This is a genomic window from Vibrio sp. YT-15, assembly GCF_033337445.1.
In the GTDB taxonomy this organism is placed as follows: Bacteria; Pseudomonadota; Gammaproteobacteria; order Enterobacterales; family Vibrionaceae; genus Vibrio; species Vibrio alginolyticus.
In genome coordinates this window covers 148,407-167,590 of sequence record NZ_JAWOQR010000011.1, presented here as the reverse complement: position 1 = coordinate 167,590, position 19,184 = coordinate 148,407, and the positions used below count along the sequence as shown (strand labels likewise).

The window sequence follows — 19,184 nt, the reverse complement described above, 5'->3', positions numbered from 1 at the left end:
GAGCTTGCGACTTACATTAACGGTCAAACTGACCTAGTGAAAGCCTCAGTAGACCAAGACGGTAAACTGCAAATCTTCGCTGGCAACAACAAAGTTGAGGGCGAGGTCGAGTTTTCAGGCGGTCTATCTGGTGAACTAGGTTTGGGCGAAGGCAAAAAAGTAACGGTAGATACTATCGACGTAACCTCAGTTGGTGGCGCACAAGAATCTGTTGCTATCATCGATGCGGCACTGAAATACGTAGATAGCCACCGCGCAGAGCTGGGTGCTTTCCAGAACCGTTTCAACCACGCAATCAGCAACTTGGACAACATTAACGAGAACGTGAATGCGTCGAAGAGCCGTATCAAAGATACAGATTTCGCGAAAGAAACGACGGCAATGACCAAGTCACAAATTCTATCGCAAGCGTCAAGCTCAATCCTTGCGCAAGCGAAACAAGCGCCTAACTCAGCGCTAAGTCTGCTAGGTTAATCAATTTAACAAAGCAAGAAACCAAAGCCAGGCTCATCCCTGGCTTTTTGCTTATTGGCTATAACGATTCAGATGTGTCCTGACATTATGTTCGATAAGGCATTCATATCGATTAGATGATCTCTTTAAATTCCAATGTTTCTGCGATGGTGGCGCAGAGACACCTGAGTCAAGCAGCTGCGCAAAATGTTGAGTCACAACGCAACCTAACTTCGGGGTTTCGAATCAACTCGGCGAGCGATGATGCGGCAGGTTTACAGATATCGAATACTCTCCATGTACAAACGAGAGGGCTTGATGTCGCCTTAAGAAATGCGCACGACGCTTTTTCTGTTGCTCAAACAGCGGAGGGAGCATTGCACGAAAGCAGTGACATATTGCAACGCTTACGCTCTCTGGGGCTTCAAGCAGCAAACGGCAGTTATGACTCAAGTGATCGGCAAAGTATTCAATATGAGGTCGTAGCGCTGCAAGATGAGCTTGATCGTGTCGCGATCACGACAACATTTGCGGATAAAAACCTGTTTGATGGATCTTACGGTTCACAAAGTTTCCATATTGGCGCGAACGCTAATTCAATCTCTTTGACGTTACGTAACATGCGTAGCCACATCCCAGAGATGGGAGGGCAGCATTATGTTGGTGATGCGGTCGATAAAGATTGGCGAGTCACTAAAGATAACCAAACTCTCAAAGTCGAATACCAAGACAGTAAAGGGCAAACCCAAACGGAATCCATTGGACTCAAATTGGGTGACCGTATAGAACAGGTCGCCACTTACATCAATGCTCAACAATCGATAGTGAATGCTTCAGTAACGGAAAACAACGAACTGCAATTCTTCGCTTCTATGATGAAGGCGCCAGAGGGTGTGGTTCTCGAAGGGAGTTTAGCGGATGAGCTTGATGTGAGCGCTGGTCAATTAGTCACAATGGATGACATTGATATGTCGACGGCAGGTAAGGCTCAGCTTTCAGTTGGGGTGATTGATGCAGCAATTAAGTACGTTGATTCGCACCGAAGTGAAATTGGCAGCTTTCAGAACCGTGTAAACGGCTCGATGGATAACTTAAATACTGTGAATCGGAGTGTTACAGAGTCCAAGAGTCGAATAAGAGATACAGACTTCGCAAGAGAATCTACGGAAATGGTGCGTTCTCAAGTGCTCCAAGATGCGACAACTGCATTACTCGCTCAAGCGAAGCAAAGGCCGAGCTCAGCACTAGGCTTGCTCAGTTGAACGTGTTTCAGCGATGCACATCGCTCAGAAAAAAGTCAGATAATAAAAAACGCTGTCATTGGCAGCGTTTTTTTCGTGTTCGATTAAGTAAAAATTACTTAGTTACACGTAGAACTGGAGTTTCACCAACAGTTACAGAACCAGAAAGCTTGTTTAGCTCTTTGATTTCGTCCATGTTAGAGATAACAACTGGAGTTAGCGTTGACTTCGCTTTCTCTTCTAGAAGAGCTAGATCGAATTCAATTACAGTGTCGCCAGCTTTAACAGTTTGACCTTCTTCAGCGATACGCGTGAAGCCTTCGCCTTTTAGTTCAACTGTGTCGATACCGAAGTGAACGAAAAGCTCAACACCGTCGTCAGACTCGATAGAGAACGCGTGATTAGTTTCGAAGATCTTACCGATAGTACCGTTTACAGGAGCTACCATTTTGTTGCCTGCTGGCTTGATAGCAATACCGTCACCAACGATTTTCTCAGCGAAAACAACATCTGGCACGTCTTCGATGTTTACAATCTCACCAGAAAGTGGCGCGATGATTTCGATAGCACCAGCGTCAGCGCTGTCATCAGATACAAGCTTCTTAAGTTTGTCAAACAGACCCATTGTGTCATGCTCCTAAGGTTTGGTTTTATTCTGTCGAATTATAGTATACCAATATAGCTCATTAGACGACTTTTTTCGCCGTCTAATGGCCATTAAGTATTGAATTACTTGGTACTACCGATTACTGAGCTTTCTCAGCAATAAACTTTTCTACCACGGCTTCGATTTCTTCTGCTGTTGGTAGAGAAAGGGCTTCTTCAGCCATTGCTTTCACTTCTGCGAAGTTAGAGTTACGAACTACTTTCTTCACTTTAGGGATTGAAATGCCGCTCATTGAGAACTCGTCCAGACCCATACCTAGAAGTAGAAGTGTTGCACGCTCGTCACCTGCAAGTTCACCACACATACCAGTCCATTTACCTTCTGCGTGAGAAGCGTCGATAACTTGCTTGATCACTGTAAGTACAGCTGGTGATAGTGGGTTGTATAGGTGAGAAATCATCTCGTTACCACGGTCAACCGCTAGCGTGTACTGAGTTAGGTCGTTTGTGCCGATAGAGAAGAAAGACACTTCCTTCGCTAAGTGGTGTGCGATCGCAGCAGCAGCAGGAGTTTCAACCATAACACCGATTTCGATGTTTTCGTCGAACGCGTGGCCTTCAGCGCGTAGCTCTTCTTTGTACTCTTCGATCGCTTTCTTAAGCTCACGGATTTCTTCGACAGAGATGATCATTGGGAACATGATACGCAGTTTGCCGTGTGCAGAAGCACGTAGAATGCCACGTAGCTGATCACGAAGGATTTCACGACGATCCAGACTGATACGTACAGCGCGCCAACCTAGGAATGGGTTCATCTCTTTTGGAAGATCCATGTATGGGAGATCTTTATCGCCGCCGATATCCATAGTACGGATGATCACAGCTTGACCGTTCATTGCTTCCGCAACTTCTTTGTACGCTTGGTACTGTTCTTCTTCAGTTGGTAGCGCAGTACGGTCCATAAATAGGAATTCAGTACGGTACAGACCAACACCTTCACCGCCGTTACGAAGGATACCGTCACAGTCTTTCACTGTACCGATGTTACCGCAAACTTCTACACGGTGACCGTCAGTCGTTTCTGCGTGTAGGTCTTTCAGTTTCGCTAGCTCTTCTTTTTCAGCTAGGAATGCTGCTTTAACCGCTTTCGCTTCTTCTAGCTCAGCTTCTGATGGGTTAACAACAATCTTGTTGTTCATTGCGTCAAGAATCAGCATGTCGCCATTCTTAACTTTCTTCGTGATGTCGTTAGTACCAACGATAGCTGGAAGCTCAAGTGAGCGAGCCATGATTGAAGTGTGAGATGTACGACCGCCGATATCACAAGCAAAACCAAGCACGTAGTCTAGGTTGATTTGTGCAGTTTCAGATGGCGTTAGGTCGTAAGCAACAAGAATTACTTCTTCGTTGATATCGCTAAGCGAAACAATGTTGATGCCTAGTGCGTTCTTAACAAAACGAGAACCGATATCGCGGATGTCAGTTGCACGCTCTTTTAAGTATTCGTCATCTAGAGACTCAAGAGCACATGCTTGCTCTTCGATCACTGAGTGGATAGCGTGATCAGCAGTCATCTTGTCGTTTTTGATAAGTGCTAGGATTTCCTCTTCTAGCTCTTCGTCTTCAAGAAGCATGATGTGACCTTCAAAGATCGCTTCTTTTTCTTCGCCAAACGTTTCAAGCGCTTTTTGCTTGATAGTTTCTAGCTGAGCTGCAGATTTGTTACGAGCGTCAAAGAAACGCTGAACTTCAGCTTCTACTTGATCGTCAGAAATAGTGTTTGTGTTTAGGACAATTTCATCTTCTTGAAGTAGTAGTGCTTTACCGATTGCAATACCAGGAGATGCTAGGATGCCTGAAATCATAGCCTTACCTTAAGTTTGGTCAACTTTATAAAACGGGAGAATAATGGGTGCGCTAACGAATAGTTTTAGCTTAGTTTTGAGCCTATTTCCAACGAAGCCATTTTGCTTTCACAAAATGGCTTCTGGAGTAGGAGACCGGATTAGTGTAGTTGGTCCATTAGAGCAACTAGGTGGTCAACTGCTTGCTGAGCTTGTGGGCCTTCAGCAGAAATAGTAACTTGAGTACCTTTTACTAGGCCTAGTGTTTGTAGTTTGAACAGGCTCTTAGCGCTAGCGCTTTTACCGTTAGAAGTCACAGTGATGTCTGCGTCGAATGCTTTTGCTTCTTTAACAAACTGTGCAGCTGGACGAGTGTGAAGGCCGTTTTCTGCTGTGATTTCTACTTGCTTCTCGTACATGTGATATACCCCAATAAATGTATTTTTTTGTTAGTTTGTGACCAGATTTTAGCTTAACTGCTTTACATCTTGTGCGCTAGCACGGGAAGAGTTCAAAGCGCGTCAGTTCTGATACTAGTCAAAAGTTTGGTAACTACGCAACTGTTTGCGTGCGTAATCACTTTGAAACCTTTTTTTGTTCTGCTTCTTTATTTTGAAGCTAGAAATAAAACACCCTGATATTACCAAAGGTAGGGCAGGGATCAACAAAAAAGCCCCTAAACGGGGCTTTTTTAAACTAAAAATTGATTTGAACACATATTATTGTTGGTTCTCTTTTTCGGTAAAGATACCTGCAAAGAGTGCTGTACTTAGGTAACGCTCACCGGAACTTGGCAAGACAGTTACAATTGTTTTTCCTTCAAATTCAGGTAGTTCTGCAAGTCGGTTCGCTGCAACAACCGCTGCGCCAGATGAGATACCAGCTAGGATACCTTCCTCTTCCATTAGGCGGCGAGCCATCTCAATCGCTTCTTCTGAGGTAACTTGCTCAACACGGTCAATAATGTCTAAATCGAGGTTACCAGGGATGAAACCAGCACCGATACCTTGAATTTTGTGTGGGGCAGGTTGGATTTCTTCGCCAGCAAGTGCTTGTGCAATAACCGGAGACTCTGCTGGCTCAACTGCAACAGAGGTGATGGCTTTGCCTTTTTCACCTTTGATGTAACGGCTTGTACCTGTGATAGTACCGCCCGTACCAACACCAGCAACGAATACGTCGATTTCACCGTCTGTCGCTTCCCAAATCTCAGGGCCCGTAGTCTTTTCGTGGATTTCTGGGTTCGCTGGGTTGTCAAATTGTTGAAGAAGTAGGTACTTCTCAGGGTTGCTTGCTACGATTTCTTCTGCTTTAGCAATCGCCCCTTTCATGCCTTTCGCCGCTTCAGTCAGCTCAAGGTTCGCGCCTAGTGCTTTTAGTAGCTTACGGCGTTCTAGGCTCATTGATTCAGGCATGGTCAATGTTAGCTTGTAACCGCGAGCAGCCGCTACGAATGCTAGAGCAACACCAGTGTTACCACTGGTAGGTTCTACAAGCTCTACACCTGGCTTAAGAAGGCCCGCTTTCTCTGCTTCCCAAATCATGTTTGCACCGATACGGCACTTAACACTGAAGCTAGGGTTACGCGCTTCAATTTTTGCGAGAACTTTGCCTTTACTTACTTTGTTTAGACGAACGAGAGGTGTATTACCAATAGTAAGAGAGTTATCTTCGTAGATTTTGCTCATAGTGATGTTCCTTCATTACACGTTGTGTGAATATGGATAGAAGAATATGCGGTATGAAAAAAAGGGAAAAGGATTAAAAAGTTATATCTTATTAGGTTGGCCCAGAACTTGATAAAAGAAAAGGGAAAAGCTGGCGCTGATCCCTTTCCTTAATCTCTAATCGACTATCGTTGGTGCTTAAACTCCGCGACCCACATAGCGGTTGCACCACATATTGCTACAGGCATGACGATAAGGTTCAAAATTGGAATCGTTGTAAACACAGACACCAATACCCCAAAGCCATAGGCTTTACCTTGCTTTTGTTTCAATTTGTAACGCATGTCGTTAAATGGGATTTTATGGTTATCAAACGGGTAGTCACAATATTGAATCGCGAGCATCCAGGCGGTAAAGATAAACCATAAAAATGGGCCTACTGTTTGTCCAAGGGCAGGGATGAGCAATAATAGGAATAGGCCTATTGCTTTAGGTAAAATGTAAAGGAGCTTTCTCCACTCACGAGCTAAAACGCGAGGAACATCTTTCAGGACGGCAGTGAAACCATCATCATTTACTTTTTGTCCCGTTAAGTACTCTTCCACTTTTTCAGCCAAGAGGCCATTGAATGGCGCGGCGATAAAGTTCGCGAGCGTGCTGAAAAAATAGGAGAAGGTAGCGAGTATCGTCAGAGCGAGTAAAGGCCAAAGAATGTAAGTTAACCAGGATAAAAACTCAGGCAGCTGCCCAATCCAGCCTTCTATCCATATATTAAGGTTTGAAAATAGATAGAAGATGGCACCACCTACAAGCAAGATATTTGCAAGTAGAGGTAAGATGACAAAGCGCCTGATTTTAGGGGCAAGTGCCAATTGTATCCCGTATAGAAAATAACCGAACCCGGTTCTCTGCTGATTGTTTTGCTTCATGTCTATTTTGGCTTCGTGTAAATGAAAACTCATTGTACCTGTGAGGACTTTTCTTTCAATGCCCTGACAAATGACGTCTTGTTAAGTGGAATCGTGGCAAGAATCACAACAAAAAACGGAACTTCTTGCATTAAGTTGTTCTAAATCTACATATAGTTTTGGTAAAGTAAACGTATCATTCAGATTTATTGCACTTGGGTTGCTGCTCAAGGAACTGCGAGTAGTAAAAACAAGTATATTGAGAGTAAATAATGCAGGAATTGCGATTCGTACTCATTGTTGTTGGCGCATTAGCCATCGCGGCATTACTGTTTCATGGTTTATGGAGCAGTAAAAAAGAAGGCAAAGCAAAGTTTGGTAACAAGCCACTTGGTAAGCTGGATGTTGACCAAGAAGACAAAAATGATCTTGTTGAGAAAGAACGAGACTTCGCTCCCGCTCCTGAAGATGACTTTGAGATCATTCGCAAAGATCGCAAAGAACCAGATTTTGGGATGGCGAATTCTTTCGACAACAAGTTTGAATCTGACCCGTTATTCGGTGGTCCATCTGAAGTCAAACAGACGCAGCAGGAGCCGGATGACATCCCTTCATTTGTTGCAGAAAAAGATAAAGAAGAGGACGTTGAGCCTGTTGTTCAAGCAACAGTAGCTGAAGAGCCATTCCAGCCCGCTGTGGAAGAAGACGCTATTCCCGCCGCGTTTGATATTACGGAGAAAGAACAGCAAGTCGAAACGGTTAGTGAGCCTGTCGTTGCAGAGCCTAAGGAAGAGCCAAAGCCAGAACCTGAAATGCAAGTGATTGTATTGAATGTGCACTGTGCTGGTGAAGAGCCATTTGTTGGTACTGCTTTATTTGAAAGTATGCAACAAAACGGTCTAATTTATGGCGAGATGGATATTTTCCACCGTCATGTCGACTTGTCCGGTAACGGCAAAGTGCTGTTTAGCGTCGCTAATATGATGCACCCTGGTACGTTTGAGCATGCTGATCCTGCTGAGTTTACAACGAAGGGTATTTCATTCTTCATGACATTGCCTTGTTATGGCGAGGCTGAACAGAACTTCAACTTAATGCTCCGAACTGCGCAGCAAATTGCTGATGACTTAGGTGGTAACGTACTTGATGACCAGCGCAACTTAATGACGCCAGATCGTTTAGCATCTTATCGACGTCAAATAGTTGAGTTTAATGCCGCTAACGCATAATCTTAACAGCAAATAATAATAGGGCTCCGGATGGAGCCCTTTTTCTTGGATTTCCCAACCTCACCGATTGAAAATACACGGGGCTTTACTATGTCTGAATCAGTACTTCAGCGACTAGAAGAACTAAAAGAGTCGTTGCATTACCACGCTGTGCGTTACTACGTGGAAGATAACCCAGAGATCCCTGATGCCGAGTACGACCGTTTAATGCGAGAGTTACTGGATATTGAAGCTGAGAACCCTGACTTAATAACCGTAGACTCGCCAAGCCAACGTGTCGGTGGACAACCTCTCTCTGCGTTTAGCCAAGTGACACATGAAGTACCGATGCTTTCGCTTGATAACGCGTTTGATGATAGTGAACTTGATAGTTTCCACAAGCGCGCACAAGAGCGCGTGGGCAGCCAGAGTGTGAAAGAATACTGTTGTGAGCCTAAATTGGATGGACTCGCCGTAAGTTTGTTATATGAGAATGGCGTGTTAGTTCAAGCGGCCACTCGAGGCGATGGTACTACGGGTGAAAACATCACAGAGAATGTGCGTACGATTAAAGCCATTCCTTTAAAACTCAGAGGTAATGACTGGCCAAATCGTCTTGAAGTTCGTGGTGAAGTCTTTATGCCGAAAGCTGGGTTTGAAAAGCTCAATGAATTAGCAAGGAAGAAAGGCGAGAAAATCTTTGTTAATCCACGTAACGCTGCGGCAGGTAGCTTACGACAATTGGATTCACGTATTACGGCTTCTCGTCCGCTTAGCTTCTATGCATACAGTGTAGGCGTGGTGCAAGGCGCAGAATTGGCAGCAAGTCATTACGAACGCTTTTTGCAAATCAAATCTTGGGGACTGCCAATGTGTCCGGAAACTAAGCGAGTTGAAAGCTTGGCGGATGTAAAAGCTTACTACCAAGATATATTGCAGCGTCGTGATGCCCTCCCTTATGAGATCGATGGTGTCGTTATTAAAATTGACGATATTGCCGTGCAAGAGCGTCTGGGGTTTGTTGCTCGCGCTCCACGTTGGGCGATTGCCTACAAGTTCCCAGCACAGGAAGAAATGACGACACTGAATGAAGTGGAGTTCCAAGTCGGTCGCACTGGTGCGATTACACCTGTTGCTAAACTAGAGCCTGTATTTGTTGGCGGGGTAACGGTAAGTAATGCGACGCTTCATAACGCAGATGAGATAGAACGTCTGCAGGTCAAGATTGGTGATCACGTTGTGATCCGCCGTGCTGGCGATGTTATTCCGCAAGTCGTATCTGTCATCAAAGAGCGTCGACCAGAAACAGCTCGAGATATTGTTTTCCCAACTCAGTGTCCTGTTTGTGGTTCGCATGTTGAGCGGATCGAAGGAGAAGCGGTAACACGTTGTATGGGGGGCTTAGTTTGCCAAGCCCAACGCAAACAAGCGCTAAAACACTTTGTTTCTCGTAAAGCGTTAGACGTTGACGGTTTAGGCGATAAAGTGATCGAGCAGCTTGTTGATCGTGAGATGGTGAAAACTCCTGCTGACTTATTTAAGTTATCAGCGGGGATTTTAACCGTACTAGATCGCATGGGGCCAAAGTCTGCGCAGAATATTGTGAATGCGTTAGAAAAATCCAAAGAGACAACTTTACCTCGGTTTTTGTATTCACTGGGGATCCGTGAAGTTGGCGAGGCAACCGCAGCAAACTTAGCAATGCACTTTAAAACGTTGGGAGCGATCCAAAATGCTACCGAAGAGCAGTTGATTGAAGTGCAAGACATCGGTGCTGTGGTTGCTCAACATATTACGACTTTCTTTAGTGAAGAACAGAACCAAGCGGTGGTTAAAGATTTGCTTGAACAAGGAATTCATTGGCCAGAGATTAATACTACTGAGCAGGTGGGGGAATTACCATTAGAAGGTAAAACAGTAGTATTAACGGGAACACTTTCTCAACTGGGGCGTACAGAAGCCAAAGAAGCCCTCCAAGCACTGGGGGCTAAAGTGACGGGTAGTGTTTCTAAGAAAACCGATATTTTGTTTGCTGGTGAAAATGCAGGTTCGAAGCTCGCAAAGGCACAAGAACTGGGTATCGAAATTAAAACAGAACAAGACTTACTCGAACTGATGAATTAAGTCTTCTCAAAAAAGCTAAAAAATAACTAAAAGCCCCGTATGGTAAGCATGCGGGGCTTTTTATTGTTCATAATTAAGTGTTGTTTTATTGAGTAATTGATGCCTTTGTTCTTTTCAGTGATCAAGATCGAACCTTGGGTTATTGGTTTTTTTGGCTTTTTTAGTCTGCGAGTGACTTCAAGTTGATACTTTTAAGTTCAATTTAAGTATTTGATTTTAAATAATAATTTATTGTGTTGTGTTGATGTTGTTAAAAATAAGATCTGGATCAATAAGTTATATGGAACTTTGGAGTGGCTCATATTTTTTTAGAAAAAAAATAAGTTCCATTTGGATGTTTTTAGCTGCGAAGTTAGTCTTAATCACGTGGATACACGGTGTGTATGCAGGAACTAAAAAAAGCCAAATTAGAAATAATGAGGTTTGATCAGGAATTTACTTCTCTCCTTCGGCGGCCAACTAAAGGTGAGATAGAAAAATACAGCTATATCCATTTTTAGGAGTTTTTCCATGGACAAATTTTTTAAGGTTTCAGCGTTAACCGCAGCAATGTTTGGTGTTGTTGCTGTCGCTCCAGCTACAGCGTCTACTGAAAGTGCAGCAGGTGGCGAGTACGTAGAGAAAGTGAACGAATTTATGCAAGACTCAAGTCTGAATGCATTATTCATAGTTGATACTCGTTCACGAACTCGTACAACAGGTAAGCCCGGCGGTGAAAATGGTGACCGTTGGAGTCGTCTAAACTACTCTTCTTACAACGCAATTTTAGACTTCACTTCTGGCTACCACGATGGTTGGGTGGGCGCAGATGTTGCGGCTTACTACTCTGGCGATCTTTACAACGATAGTCTTTACAATTCAAACGAAGGCTACCTATGTAACGAAATCTCAACTTGTAACAACCTAGACTGGGGTGCAGGTGATGGTCAGCAGCTTAAAGTTTACAAAGCAGCGCTGAAATTCAAAGCAAACGAAAACTTTAATGCTCGTTTCGGTATGTTACAGGCTGGTGGTAACGGTACAATCGGTAACGTTTGGAGCTTTGTACCTGGTACTTACCGTGGTTTCGAACTGAACGCTAAACTTGGTGATTTCAACCTAAGCTACTTTGGCGCAGACCAATTTACAGCACCTTGGCTGCTTCACGAAGATGATTACGCACCAGCGCTTTGGTCTGACACTTCATGGAGCTACCTACACTCTCTAGGTCTAAATGGTAATCTAACTGACAGCCTGTTTATGCAACTTGGCCTAGGCCAAGCAACTGGCGTTCAATATGCAAATGGTGTTGACTGGGGTGCAGGTCAAGTGACTAGCTACCACAACGAGACTGATAACACATCTTACAAAGCGTATTTGAAGTACACAGTGAGCGATCGTACAACTCTAGCATTTGATTTCTACGGTGTTGATGACGATGTGAAATACGATGGTCTAGGTTTCCACACTGGTCTATCTTTGAATCAATCTTTCGGCAAGCTAGCTTGGATGTCTGAGTTGCGCTACACAGACACAGATAACCGTGCGGACTTCGTTCCTCGTACTATTCATACATATGGTATGAACAATGGTACTTGGTCTCAGTGGTGGGACGCGCTATCTGACTGGAACAAAGCGGGTGAGCTAGCATGGTACAACCGTCTATCTTACAACCAAGGTAACGGCTGGAACTACTACCTAGGCTTTGGTTACGGTACTGGCGCTGACTCTGCAGCAAGCGGAGCATCAGGTGACTGGGATTACGAAAGCGAATACGCAGTTAACGCAACAGTATCTTACTCACTACAAAGTGGCGCGCTTAAAGGTTCTACCATTCGTTTACACGGTACAATCCTAGAACGTGATGAGTACGCAGGTGCAGGCGATGCGGATGAGACAGACTTACGTCTACAAGTTCTTATCCCTTACAGCTTCCACTAATACTTAGTGAAATAATAAAAGGAGCCGCTAGGCTCCTTTTCTATTTCACTTCTTGGCCGTCGTATATTTTGCAATATAACGGTGGCAACATATGTACATTACCGTTTGGCAACTCACACTTTATCTCTGGGCCTAACGTACGACCACCGGATGCACCATTAGCATGAGTGGTTAACGGAATTATGGCAAAAGATATTACTAATAGACCAGATAAAAATCTCATAATAATCACCTTAATATAAACTTTAAATATCTACGTGCTTGTATAAACCGTGACTACGCAGAAAGGCAAGGTTGAATAGGGCTCTTATATCAAACTAAGCTCTTACTTCTTTACTATTCCCATTCCCCACCTCTAAATCGACACATTTCACTTGGAATATTCGTAACGTCGCCACTTGGCATCTTACATTCGACTATAGGTCCCAAATTAGTTGTACCGCCGTTTCCGTTGTTGTAGGCAAAGGAAGAAAAAGAAAAAATACCGCACAACATTAAAAAGAGAAGCTTATTCATAGTACATCCTCTTACTTACCAAATAAAAAGCACTCAACTTAAATGCTTATGCGTTAAGTATGTATCCGAGGATAAAAAGATCAAAAAATAATTCAATAAAGTTTTATTTTTTAAAATAAAATTAGATCGATAATTTACCTAGATATATTTCTATCTTATTGATTGTCGTGTGTTGAATAATTAAATAATAGGAAATGGTAGGTAGGGTATTAATAATATTACTAATACTTATTTTTTTCTCGATTTTAATTAAGGTAATGAAATGAAAGCAGTTGTTTAGATTAAAGTAATGGAGCATGATTTGCCCCATTACTTTGGCATAAATTAATTAGAATCAGGCTCAATGATTAAAATAATACCTTCAACATCGGTGATTCTTACGCGGGTACCGGCTGGAAGTGCTTGATCCGATTGTGCGGACCATGTGGTATCGGCTACCTTGATGCGATTGAGCCCGACGGAAAAGTCTTCTTCAAGGATAAGAGTACGCCCAATTAACTGCTTGTACTTTTGGTTCAGATCTCTTTCTTGGTCTTCTTGCTTGTCTTTAGACCATTGTCGTCGCCACCAAAGCCAGGTGGTGATTAAGCTGAAGCTTGCAAAGCAAAGCCATTGCAATTGCCAGCTCATTGGCAAAACGGTCATGAGTGCTCCAACGATAAGTGCAGACATCCCGAGCCAGAGAAAATACCCTGCGGTACCAAGTAGCTCAACTGCTAAAAGAGCAAAGCCAAACGCTAGCCAATGCCAGAAAGAGATACCTTCCAACAAACTAAAAAAGTCCATAAATTATTCTTTATCTTGCTGTTTAAACATTTCTGCTATCCCTGCAACCGAGCCCATTAGTCCGGTTGCTTCTAATGGAAGCATAATGATTTTACCATTTTCGGCTTGACCAATGCTTTTGATCGCTTCGGTATAACCCTGTGCAATGAAGTAATTGACGGCTTGCATGTCACCTTTTGCAATGGCTTCGGAAACCATGTAAGTCGCTTTTGCTTCTGCTTGCGCGGCACGCTCACGTGCTTCTGCATGGAGAATAGCAGACTGCTTTTCGCCTTCAGCTTTTAATATCTCTGATTGTTTATGACCTTCGGCCTTTAATATCTCAGCTTGGCGAACCCCTTCTGCTTCAAGAATTTCCGCACGCTTATTACGCTCGGCTTTCATTTGCGCATTCATTGCAGCGGTCAGATCGGCTGGTGGCTGGACATCTTTAATCTCAATTCGTGTGACTTTTACGCCCCAAGGGTTTGTTGCTTGGTCAACAATTGCCAGCAGCTTGGAGTTGATCATGTCACGCTGACTCAGCATTTCGTCCAACTCCATTGAGCCTAAAACGGTACGGATATTGGTGAGAGTTAAATTTCTGATGGCATGTTCCAAATCGTTGACTTCATAAGCCGCTTTGGCAGCATCGATGACTTGAACAAATCCGACGGCATCAATAACCACGTTAGCGTTGTCTTTTGAAATAACTTCTTGCGCTGGAATATCAAGAACGCGCTCCATCATGTTGACTTTTTGCCCTATCTTATCAACAAATGGAATGATCAAGTTTAAGCCGGGTTTTAGCGTATGGGTGTAGCGTCCGAAGCGTTCGACTGTCCAGTTATTTCCTTGTGGCACCGTCTTAATGGCTGAAGATAAGATAACTACAGCAAGAACGACGAAAATACCGATGGTAATCAGTGAATCAATTGGCATGAGTTATTCCCTTAAGTGCATAATGTTCGATCCATTTTTACCTATTTATAGACAATAGACAATTGAAGTTCTGAGACCTTTGAGAGGTTATTGGTTTTTTATATGACAAAGGCCGGAAACACCGGCCTTTGTCATGGCATGGTTTTACTCTCGCTATTTTGCGGGGTATTCAATCCAACTTGAACCATCAAGAGAAACATAATACTTCCCTTGTACTTCAATCACAGTAGAGCCTGAGTTCTGCGCGACAACTCGTGTTTCTGGTAGGTTCTCTGTCAATATTGAAGGGCTAAACGTCTTACTTTGATAAATGTTTTTATCCAGGATATTCGAAACGAGCTGCGACAATGCCAGATAGCTAGATGGCTCGCTTACGTGTTCGGTGTCGCCCTGACGCTGAATTCCTTCTCCGAAGATTTTAATTCCTACCGGTGTATGAATGATTGTCGGTGCAGGAATTTCTCGCATACCTGAAATTTGCATGCGGTCTCCTCGCATACCACCACCATGTTCTGGTACCAAAGCGACAACGATGTTGCGTTTTGAGGACTTTAAGGTTTTAAAGAACGCGTGGAGGTCATCAAGCAAATTCTTAAGGCGCATTTTGTAGCTAGCAATAGATGTGCTTGAGTTCGCATTGATGATCCTGTTGCCATCATGTAGTGAAATTGAGTTGTAGAGTGCCACGACTTTGTCATCACTACTGTTAAGTCTTTGCTGCCACCAGTTATCCAATACTTGCTTATCGCGGAAGATCGAAGAGCCATCAAAAGATTTTTGGTAAGGAGTTAAGCCTTCTTGAGACATAAGAGCCCCTTGTAAGTCGCCGTCTTTTTTGATCAATTCAAGGAAGCTATCAAAGACACCATTGTGGTTCATCAGTAAATTTTCTGTGAAGCCTAGTTCTTTCAAACTTTCGAACAAGTAGCACTGCTTTGATGGTGCTGGCTGGAACAGTTGACTGTGTTCTTGTTGACCACAATTGGCTCGTAGCAGACGAATGACAGCAGGCCCACTGTATGACGTAGCGGAGCTAAAATTGTCGAACATGATGTCAAACTCTTTGAACAGAGGATGATCAGCCAGTCCTGCAATTTCGATGTCATCCCACGCGACCGAACAAATACTCAAGAACAACAAATCAAAAGGAGCATCCATTGCGCTGCTGGTATCGAATGTCACATGTCGGGAAGCTTCTTTAGAAAAGAAATCTGCAGTTAACGTGTTGAGACTGGCATCATTAATTTCCGTTATTTGAGGTTGTTTGCTAGTAGTAACCTCGGTTGGTGGCTGTTGTTGAGTTACTTCTGCAGCCACTGTTGTCTGAGGTTCAGTCGTCATAGGAATACTTATATAGATCATCGCAATAACCACAAAGACTGAAACCCTAACAAACTTGCTCAAAATAAAGTACGCACCACACAAAGCGAGCAATCCGAGTATTGCTTGGAATGATAAAAATCGTCCCAAAAGCTCGACCAGATAACTCAATTCAAACTGCATTAACTGTCCCGCTTGAGCCCAAAGACGGTCTAGAGGAGGGAGATAAGAATCGTAATGCAAGAGCCACGCTGCGGCGACAAATGAAACGATATGGCGCACCGCATTTAGGCTTTTCATCGAGATAGGAAGCAAGATGAAGATCAACAGCGCAAAGTTTTCCATTGGATGGAAATCGATGATTCCTTGAAAATAGAGCGCTGTTTTTGCGATAAAGTAAATGTTCCACCAGCCCAATCCTATAGTGAGGGGGGTAGAGTCATGAGAATGCGATGTCATTACTTAAGCTTCTTGGTGTTAGTGGCTGATGTATCTAGCTCAAAATAGCGCGAGCGTTTTAAGTGTTTGTGGTAAAAGCGTCGGGTAGCGTTTACTAGGTCACGTAGAAAGTATCCTAGGAGTAGGCCAATACCTGAACTGATACACACGGTCAGTAAAAAATCGTTAATATTCATGAACGTTCCTTGAGCTCAATGGTTTTTTTCACAGCAAACAACGGAGGAACATCAACCATAGAATTAATGGCGTTATGGAATATTTTCCTCTCTGTCGCCAGAGCTGAAACGTCGTCGGATATGACGGCTTCATCTTGAACGATGAATTTTAACTCTGTTTCGATATCTAATTGAGTATCAAACGTGTGAGTTGAGTGAAATAAGTCTCTCACTGGGAACTCAAATATATTGTTGAGTGCAATGTCAATATCGCTATGTCGAATAGCACTGAACAAGACATATAGAGCTTTGTTGCAGGCTGTCACAACGTCGCCATCTCTTCGAATATGGCAAAGACGTAAACATTCCTCTGCCGTCATACCTGGTAATAAGTTCAGCTTGATAAGCGCAAAGTTCACATTTGAGTGTGTTGAGTGGGAAATGACGTCAATACAGTATTGGCTAAAGTCCTGGTTTTGTAAGTAGCCTTTGCTACCAAACTTAAGGTCATACTTTAAGAGCGCCTCTAAACTGTCAGGAATTGGGCGTGTAAGCATCTGGCCTTGAATTGCTTCAACCTGAGTCATAAAGCGCATTGGGGGGATTTGCGCGTGAGAAATGAAGTTTGCCCCCGAGCGAAGTAAGAACTTTTCATCTGCATATCTCAGACATTGTTGGGTCTCCCTGACAATAATCTTTAGCTGACGGCCATACGCGGACCTTAAACGGTAGCAATCTAACGCGATCTGTTGAACTTCGCTTTGGTTATCACAGCTGAAAACAATAGTTGAAGAGCGAGGGTTGTTTAACATCGCTATGAGCTCTTGATTACTCTCAGCCATACTCATCCCTTTTGGGACTTTCTCGCTTTCTCTGAAGGCTCCTCTGCTGATATATATTCTATCACTATCCGATTTGTCTTCCTGTATGGCACGAGGCTGATGGGTTTCGTAAGACGTTGCTTTTAGCTTCTTATCTTTAGTGTTAGAGAGAAGGTATTCGTCTTGGGAAATTACACCGTGTTTATTGGACCAAAAATCCACAAGATAGCAGTAGCGAGCATCATCAAATGATGTCATGGTCGCCAAACCGGCGATGTATCTATTATGAGAAATAAGAATGGGCTTTAATAGTGAAGTCGTCAGATGCCCATATATACAAACACTAATAGTGAGTTTTTTATTACTTGCTAGTTCATTTAAGTTTCGTAGGAAAACACTTACAAAATAATCATCACTTGATGATAGTAGTGAATCTGGAACTACTAATATATATGTGGAGAGTTTCTTTATATTTGTTTGGCGAATGTCTTTCACAAGATTTATAGCGTTCGGCGCTTTATTTGTGAATTTGTTGCTAAGAAAGAAACACTGTTCAATATGGAATGTGGATAACTCATTGAATTTGCATAAGGCTTCATCATTCAATGCAGACAAAAAAGTTTCCTTGTCTGTAAAGCTTGTAAGTGAAGTGTTGTTATTTTCTGGTAGCGTACTGAACAAATAATCAATGACCATTTGCTTATGTGTAAACAAGTTTACATAAACAGAACTTATCTCTTTTTCAGAAGTAATAGCGGATAACCCGGAGATTGCTGACATAAAAGGCCTTATATTCAATGGTTTACTGTCGTTGTGCGTTGTGGCTTACAATCCGCTGTATGCTAATCGTTACAATGTTAACTTTTCTTAGCGACAAGAAAATGACGCCAAGATATTAAACGAAATTGATCAAAAATTAAAATAGTTATAGCATTGCTTCATATGATGTTTATAAGTTTAAATTCAATAATTTTCAAGCCTATGATTTTGCTGTAAATTATTTATTTCACTTATATGTCGTAAATGGATAATTACAATTCACCTTCATAACCCCTGTTTCTGAAGTCAAACATCATTTAGGGATTTATTAATTATGTGAACTAATAAACAGCCCTGTTCACATTCATTAGCATTCTGTAAATATGAGACGCATAGTTCGATGCGTCAATTTTTTAACAATGGAATTTATACTGCAAAGAGTAATTGGCGGGATTGCCATTACCGCAGTTTAAACACCGTTATATTGTGAAAAAAATGTTGTGACTGAGTCTGCAAAAGATATTAATTCGATCTACTCTTCTTATAACTTAACTCAACATAAGTATATTGAAACAACAGAAAACGAGTCTTACGTGCAAGCTAAAAATAAGTGGTTGGTCTTTCAAGCCAACGGTGCTCGTAATGCTCTGTTTCAAGTGCGTATTAAGCAGACAGGTTTAGAGACTGAAGCGATATGAAACGCCTTCTTTTTGTTAGTTTAAAAGGTGGTTGTGGCTCAACGACCGTCGCTGCGAACTTGGCACAAGCATTAGTTAAGATAAACAAACAGGTACTGGCCATTGAGGTGGTGCCTAACAGTTTACTGCAAACTCATCTTGGCTTGCCGCAGGAAGAGAAAGATGGCTGGGCGAAACAACTTCTTTCAGATAAACCTTGGACCCAGGCTGGTTATGAAAGCCCACAAGGTGCACTTTTTTTACCGTTTGGCCATCTGAATTCTGAGCAGTTAAAAGCGTTTTTTAACGAGCGTTCTCACTACCTGTCAATGCTAGGTGAAATGACGTTGCAAGTGAGCGAAAACCGTGGTGAGCAGTGGCTGCTTTTTCACGCCGACTTAGCAGAGCTTACTGATCCTGAAGTGCGATCTTTTGTCGACTCAATGGATATGATTGTGGTGGTGGTAACGGCAGACGCCCTGAGTTATCTCACTCTTCAATCTTGGCTACAACATGAAGAGCTATCGAGATTGCTTCGCTCTGACAAATTACGTTTTTTGGTGAATAAGTATCAGCCTGAAACCGAAATTGGTCGTGATTTCATGTTGGTGCTGAAAAAGGAACTTAGCGAATCCTTGATTCCTGTTTCGATTCATCGAGATACGGCATTGCTTGAATGTGTGGCAAACCTGACGACCGTTCAACACTATTCGCCATCGAGCCAAGCCGCAAAAGATTTTCAGTCTTTTGCTTTTTGGTGTGTATCAGCGTTATCAAGCGCTCAGGACCAAAGCTAATT

The 19,184-nt window shown here is 42.9% G+C and carries 18 protein-coding genes; 7 read left to right on the top strand and 11 right to left on the bottom strand.

The features are described 5' to 3' along the window. The coding region (locus R7D93_RS18990) for a flagellin (protein ID WP_225473918.1) at nt 1-474 on the top strand (474 nt) is incomplete at its 5' end. A gap of 116 nt (nt 475-590) precedes the next feature. Continuing rightward, nucleotides 591-1,715, top strand: coding sequence for a flagellin (locus R7D93_RS18985; protein WP_213868276.1), 1,125 nt, complete (start codon nt 591-593; stop codon nt 1,713-1,715). Between the two features lie 94 nt (nt 1,716-1,809). Here the strand turns inward: R7D93_RS18985 and crr are convergent, their stop codons facing one another. The 5 genes from crr to cysZ form a co-directional block, all read right to left on the bottom strand. After that, a complete protein-coding gene (gene crr / locus R7D93_RS18980; protein ID WP_005382041.1) occupies nt 1,810-2,319 on the bottom strand; it encodes a PTS glucose transporter subunit IIA in 510 nt (169 codons plus the stop codon). A 121-nt stretch (nt 2,320-2,440) separates the two neighbouring features. Beyond that, the gene (gene ptsI / locus R7D93_RS18975) at nt 2,441-4,165 is read right to left on the bottom strand and encodes a phosphoenolpyruvate-protein phosphotransferase PtsI (protein WP_005389298.1); all 1,725 of its coding nucleotides are present in this window, start codon (nt 4,163-4,165) and stop codon (nt 2,441-2,443) included. A gap of 140 nt (nt 4,166-4,305) precedes the next feature. Further along, nucleotides 4,306-4,563 (bottom strand): HPr family phosphocarrier protein, encoded by a 258-nt coding sequence (locus R7D93_RS18970; RefSeq protein WP_005382043.1) that lies wholly within the window; start codon nt 4,561-4,563, stop codon nt 4,306-4,308. 300 nt (nt 4,564-4,863) lie between these two features. Beyond that, nucleotides 4,864-5,832 carry a cysteine synthase A gene (gene cysK, locus R7D93_RS18965; protein ID WP_005382045.1) on the bottom strand — a complete coding sequence of 323 codons (969 nt, stop codon included), beginning with the start codon at nt 5,830-5,832 and terminating at the stop codon, nt 4,864-4,866. A 164-nt stretch (nt 5,833-5,996) separates the two neighbouring features. Next, the gene (cysZ, locus tag R7D93_RS18960; protein WP_025998633.1) at nt 5,997-6,740 is read right to left on the bottom strand and encodes a sulfate transporter CysZ; all 744 of its coding nucleotides are present in this window, start codon (nt 6,738-6,740) and stop codon (nt 5,997-5,999) included. Between the two features lie 251 nt (nt 6,741-6,991). On the opposite strand from cysZ, the gene zipA reads away from it, so the two are divergent. From zipA to R7D93_RS18945, 3 genes are all read left to right on the top strand, one after another. Next, nucleotides 6,992-7,948 (top strand): cell division protein ZipA, encoded by a 957-nt coding sequence (gene zipA / locus R7D93_RS18955; protein ID WP_065274252.1) that lies wholly within the window; start codon nt 6,992-6,994, stop codon nt 7,946-7,948. Nucleotides 7,949-8,038: 90 nt separating this feature from the next. Beyond that, nucleotides 8,039-10,051 (top strand): NAD-dependent DNA ligase LigA, encoded by a 2,013-nt coding sequence (gene ligA, locus R7D93_RS18950; protein ID WP_017819968.1) that lies wholly within the window; start codon nt 8,039-8,041, stop codon nt 10,049-10,051. 510 nt (nt 10,052-10,561) lie between these two features. After that, nucleotides 10,562-11,971, top strand: a complete 1,410-nt coding sequence (locus R7D93_RS18945) for a hypothetical protein (protein WP_005382055.1) — start codon at nt 10,562-10,564, stop codon at nt 11,969-11,971. A 40-nt stretch (nt 11,972-12,011) separates the two neighbouring features. On the opposite strand, the gene R7D93_RS18940 is transcribed toward R7D93_RS18945, so the two are convergent. The 6 genes from R7D93_RS18940 to bcsE form a co-directional block, all read right to left on the bottom strand. Next, complete coding sequence (locus tag R7D93_RS18940; protein WP_213868278.1) at nt 12,012-12,194, bottom strand: hypothetical protein; 183 nt, start codon at nt 12,192-12,194, stop codon at nt 12,012-12,014. A gap of 617 nt (nt 12,195-12,811) precedes the next feature. Continuing rightward, the gene (locus R7D93_RS18935; protein ID WP_017634826.1) at nt 12,812-13,273 is read right to left on the bottom strand and encodes an NfeD family protein; all 462 of its coding nucleotides are present in this window, start codon (nt 13,271-13,273) and stop codon (nt 12,812-12,814) included. Between the two features lie 3 nt (nt 13,274-13,276). Next, nucleotides 13,277-14,194, bottom strand: coding sequence for an SPFH domain-containing protein (locus R7D93_RS18930; RefSeq protein ID WP_213886802.1), 918 nt, complete (start codon nt 14,192-14,194; stop codon nt 13,277-13,279). A 153-nt stretch (nt 14,195-14,347) separates the two neighbouring features. Next, nucleotides 14,348-15,973: a cellulose biosynthesis protein BcsG gene (gene bcsG, locus R7D93_RS18925; protein WP_225497012.1), complete on the bottom strand. Its 1,626-nt coding sequence runs from the start codon at nt 15,971-15,973 to the stop codon at nt 14,348-14,350. Next, complete coding sequence (locus R7D93_RS18920) at nt 15,973-16,149, bottom strand: hypothetical protein (RefSeq protein WP_172797322.1); 177 nt, start codon at nt 16,147-16,149, stop codon at nt 15,973-15,975. The genes bcsG and R7D93_RS18920 overlap by 1 nt, the downstream gene beginning before the upstream one ends. Continuing rightward, a complete protein-coding gene (gene bcsE / locus R7D93_RS18915; RefSeq protein WP_225497014.1) occupies nt 16,146-17,729 on the bottom strand; it encodes a cellulose biosynthesis protein BcsE in 1,584 nt (527 codons plus the stop codon). The genes R7D93_RS18920 and bcsE overlap by 4 nt, the downstream gene beginning before the upstream one ends. Before the next feature lie 479 nt (nt 17,730-18,208). On the opposite strand from bcsE, the gene R7D93_RS18910 reads away from it, so the two are divergent. Both R7D93_RS18910 and bcsQ read left to right on the top strand, forming a co-directional pair. After that, nucleotides 18,209-18,406, top strand: a complete 198-nt coding sequence (locus tag R7D93_RS18910; protein WP_031781222.1) for a hypothetical protein — start codon at nt 18,209-18,211, stop codon at nt 18,404-18,406. Continuing rightward, nucleotides 18,403-19,182 (top strand): cellulose biosynthesis protein BcsQ, encoded by a 780-nt coding sequence (gene bcsQ / locus R7D93_RS18905; RefSeq protein WP_021484815.1) that lies wholly within the window; start codon nt 18,403-18,405, stop codon nt 19,180-19,182. Before R7D93_RS18910 ends, bcsQ begins: the two co-directional genes overlap by 4 nt. Nucleotides 19,183-19,184: the final 2 nt, after the last annotated feature.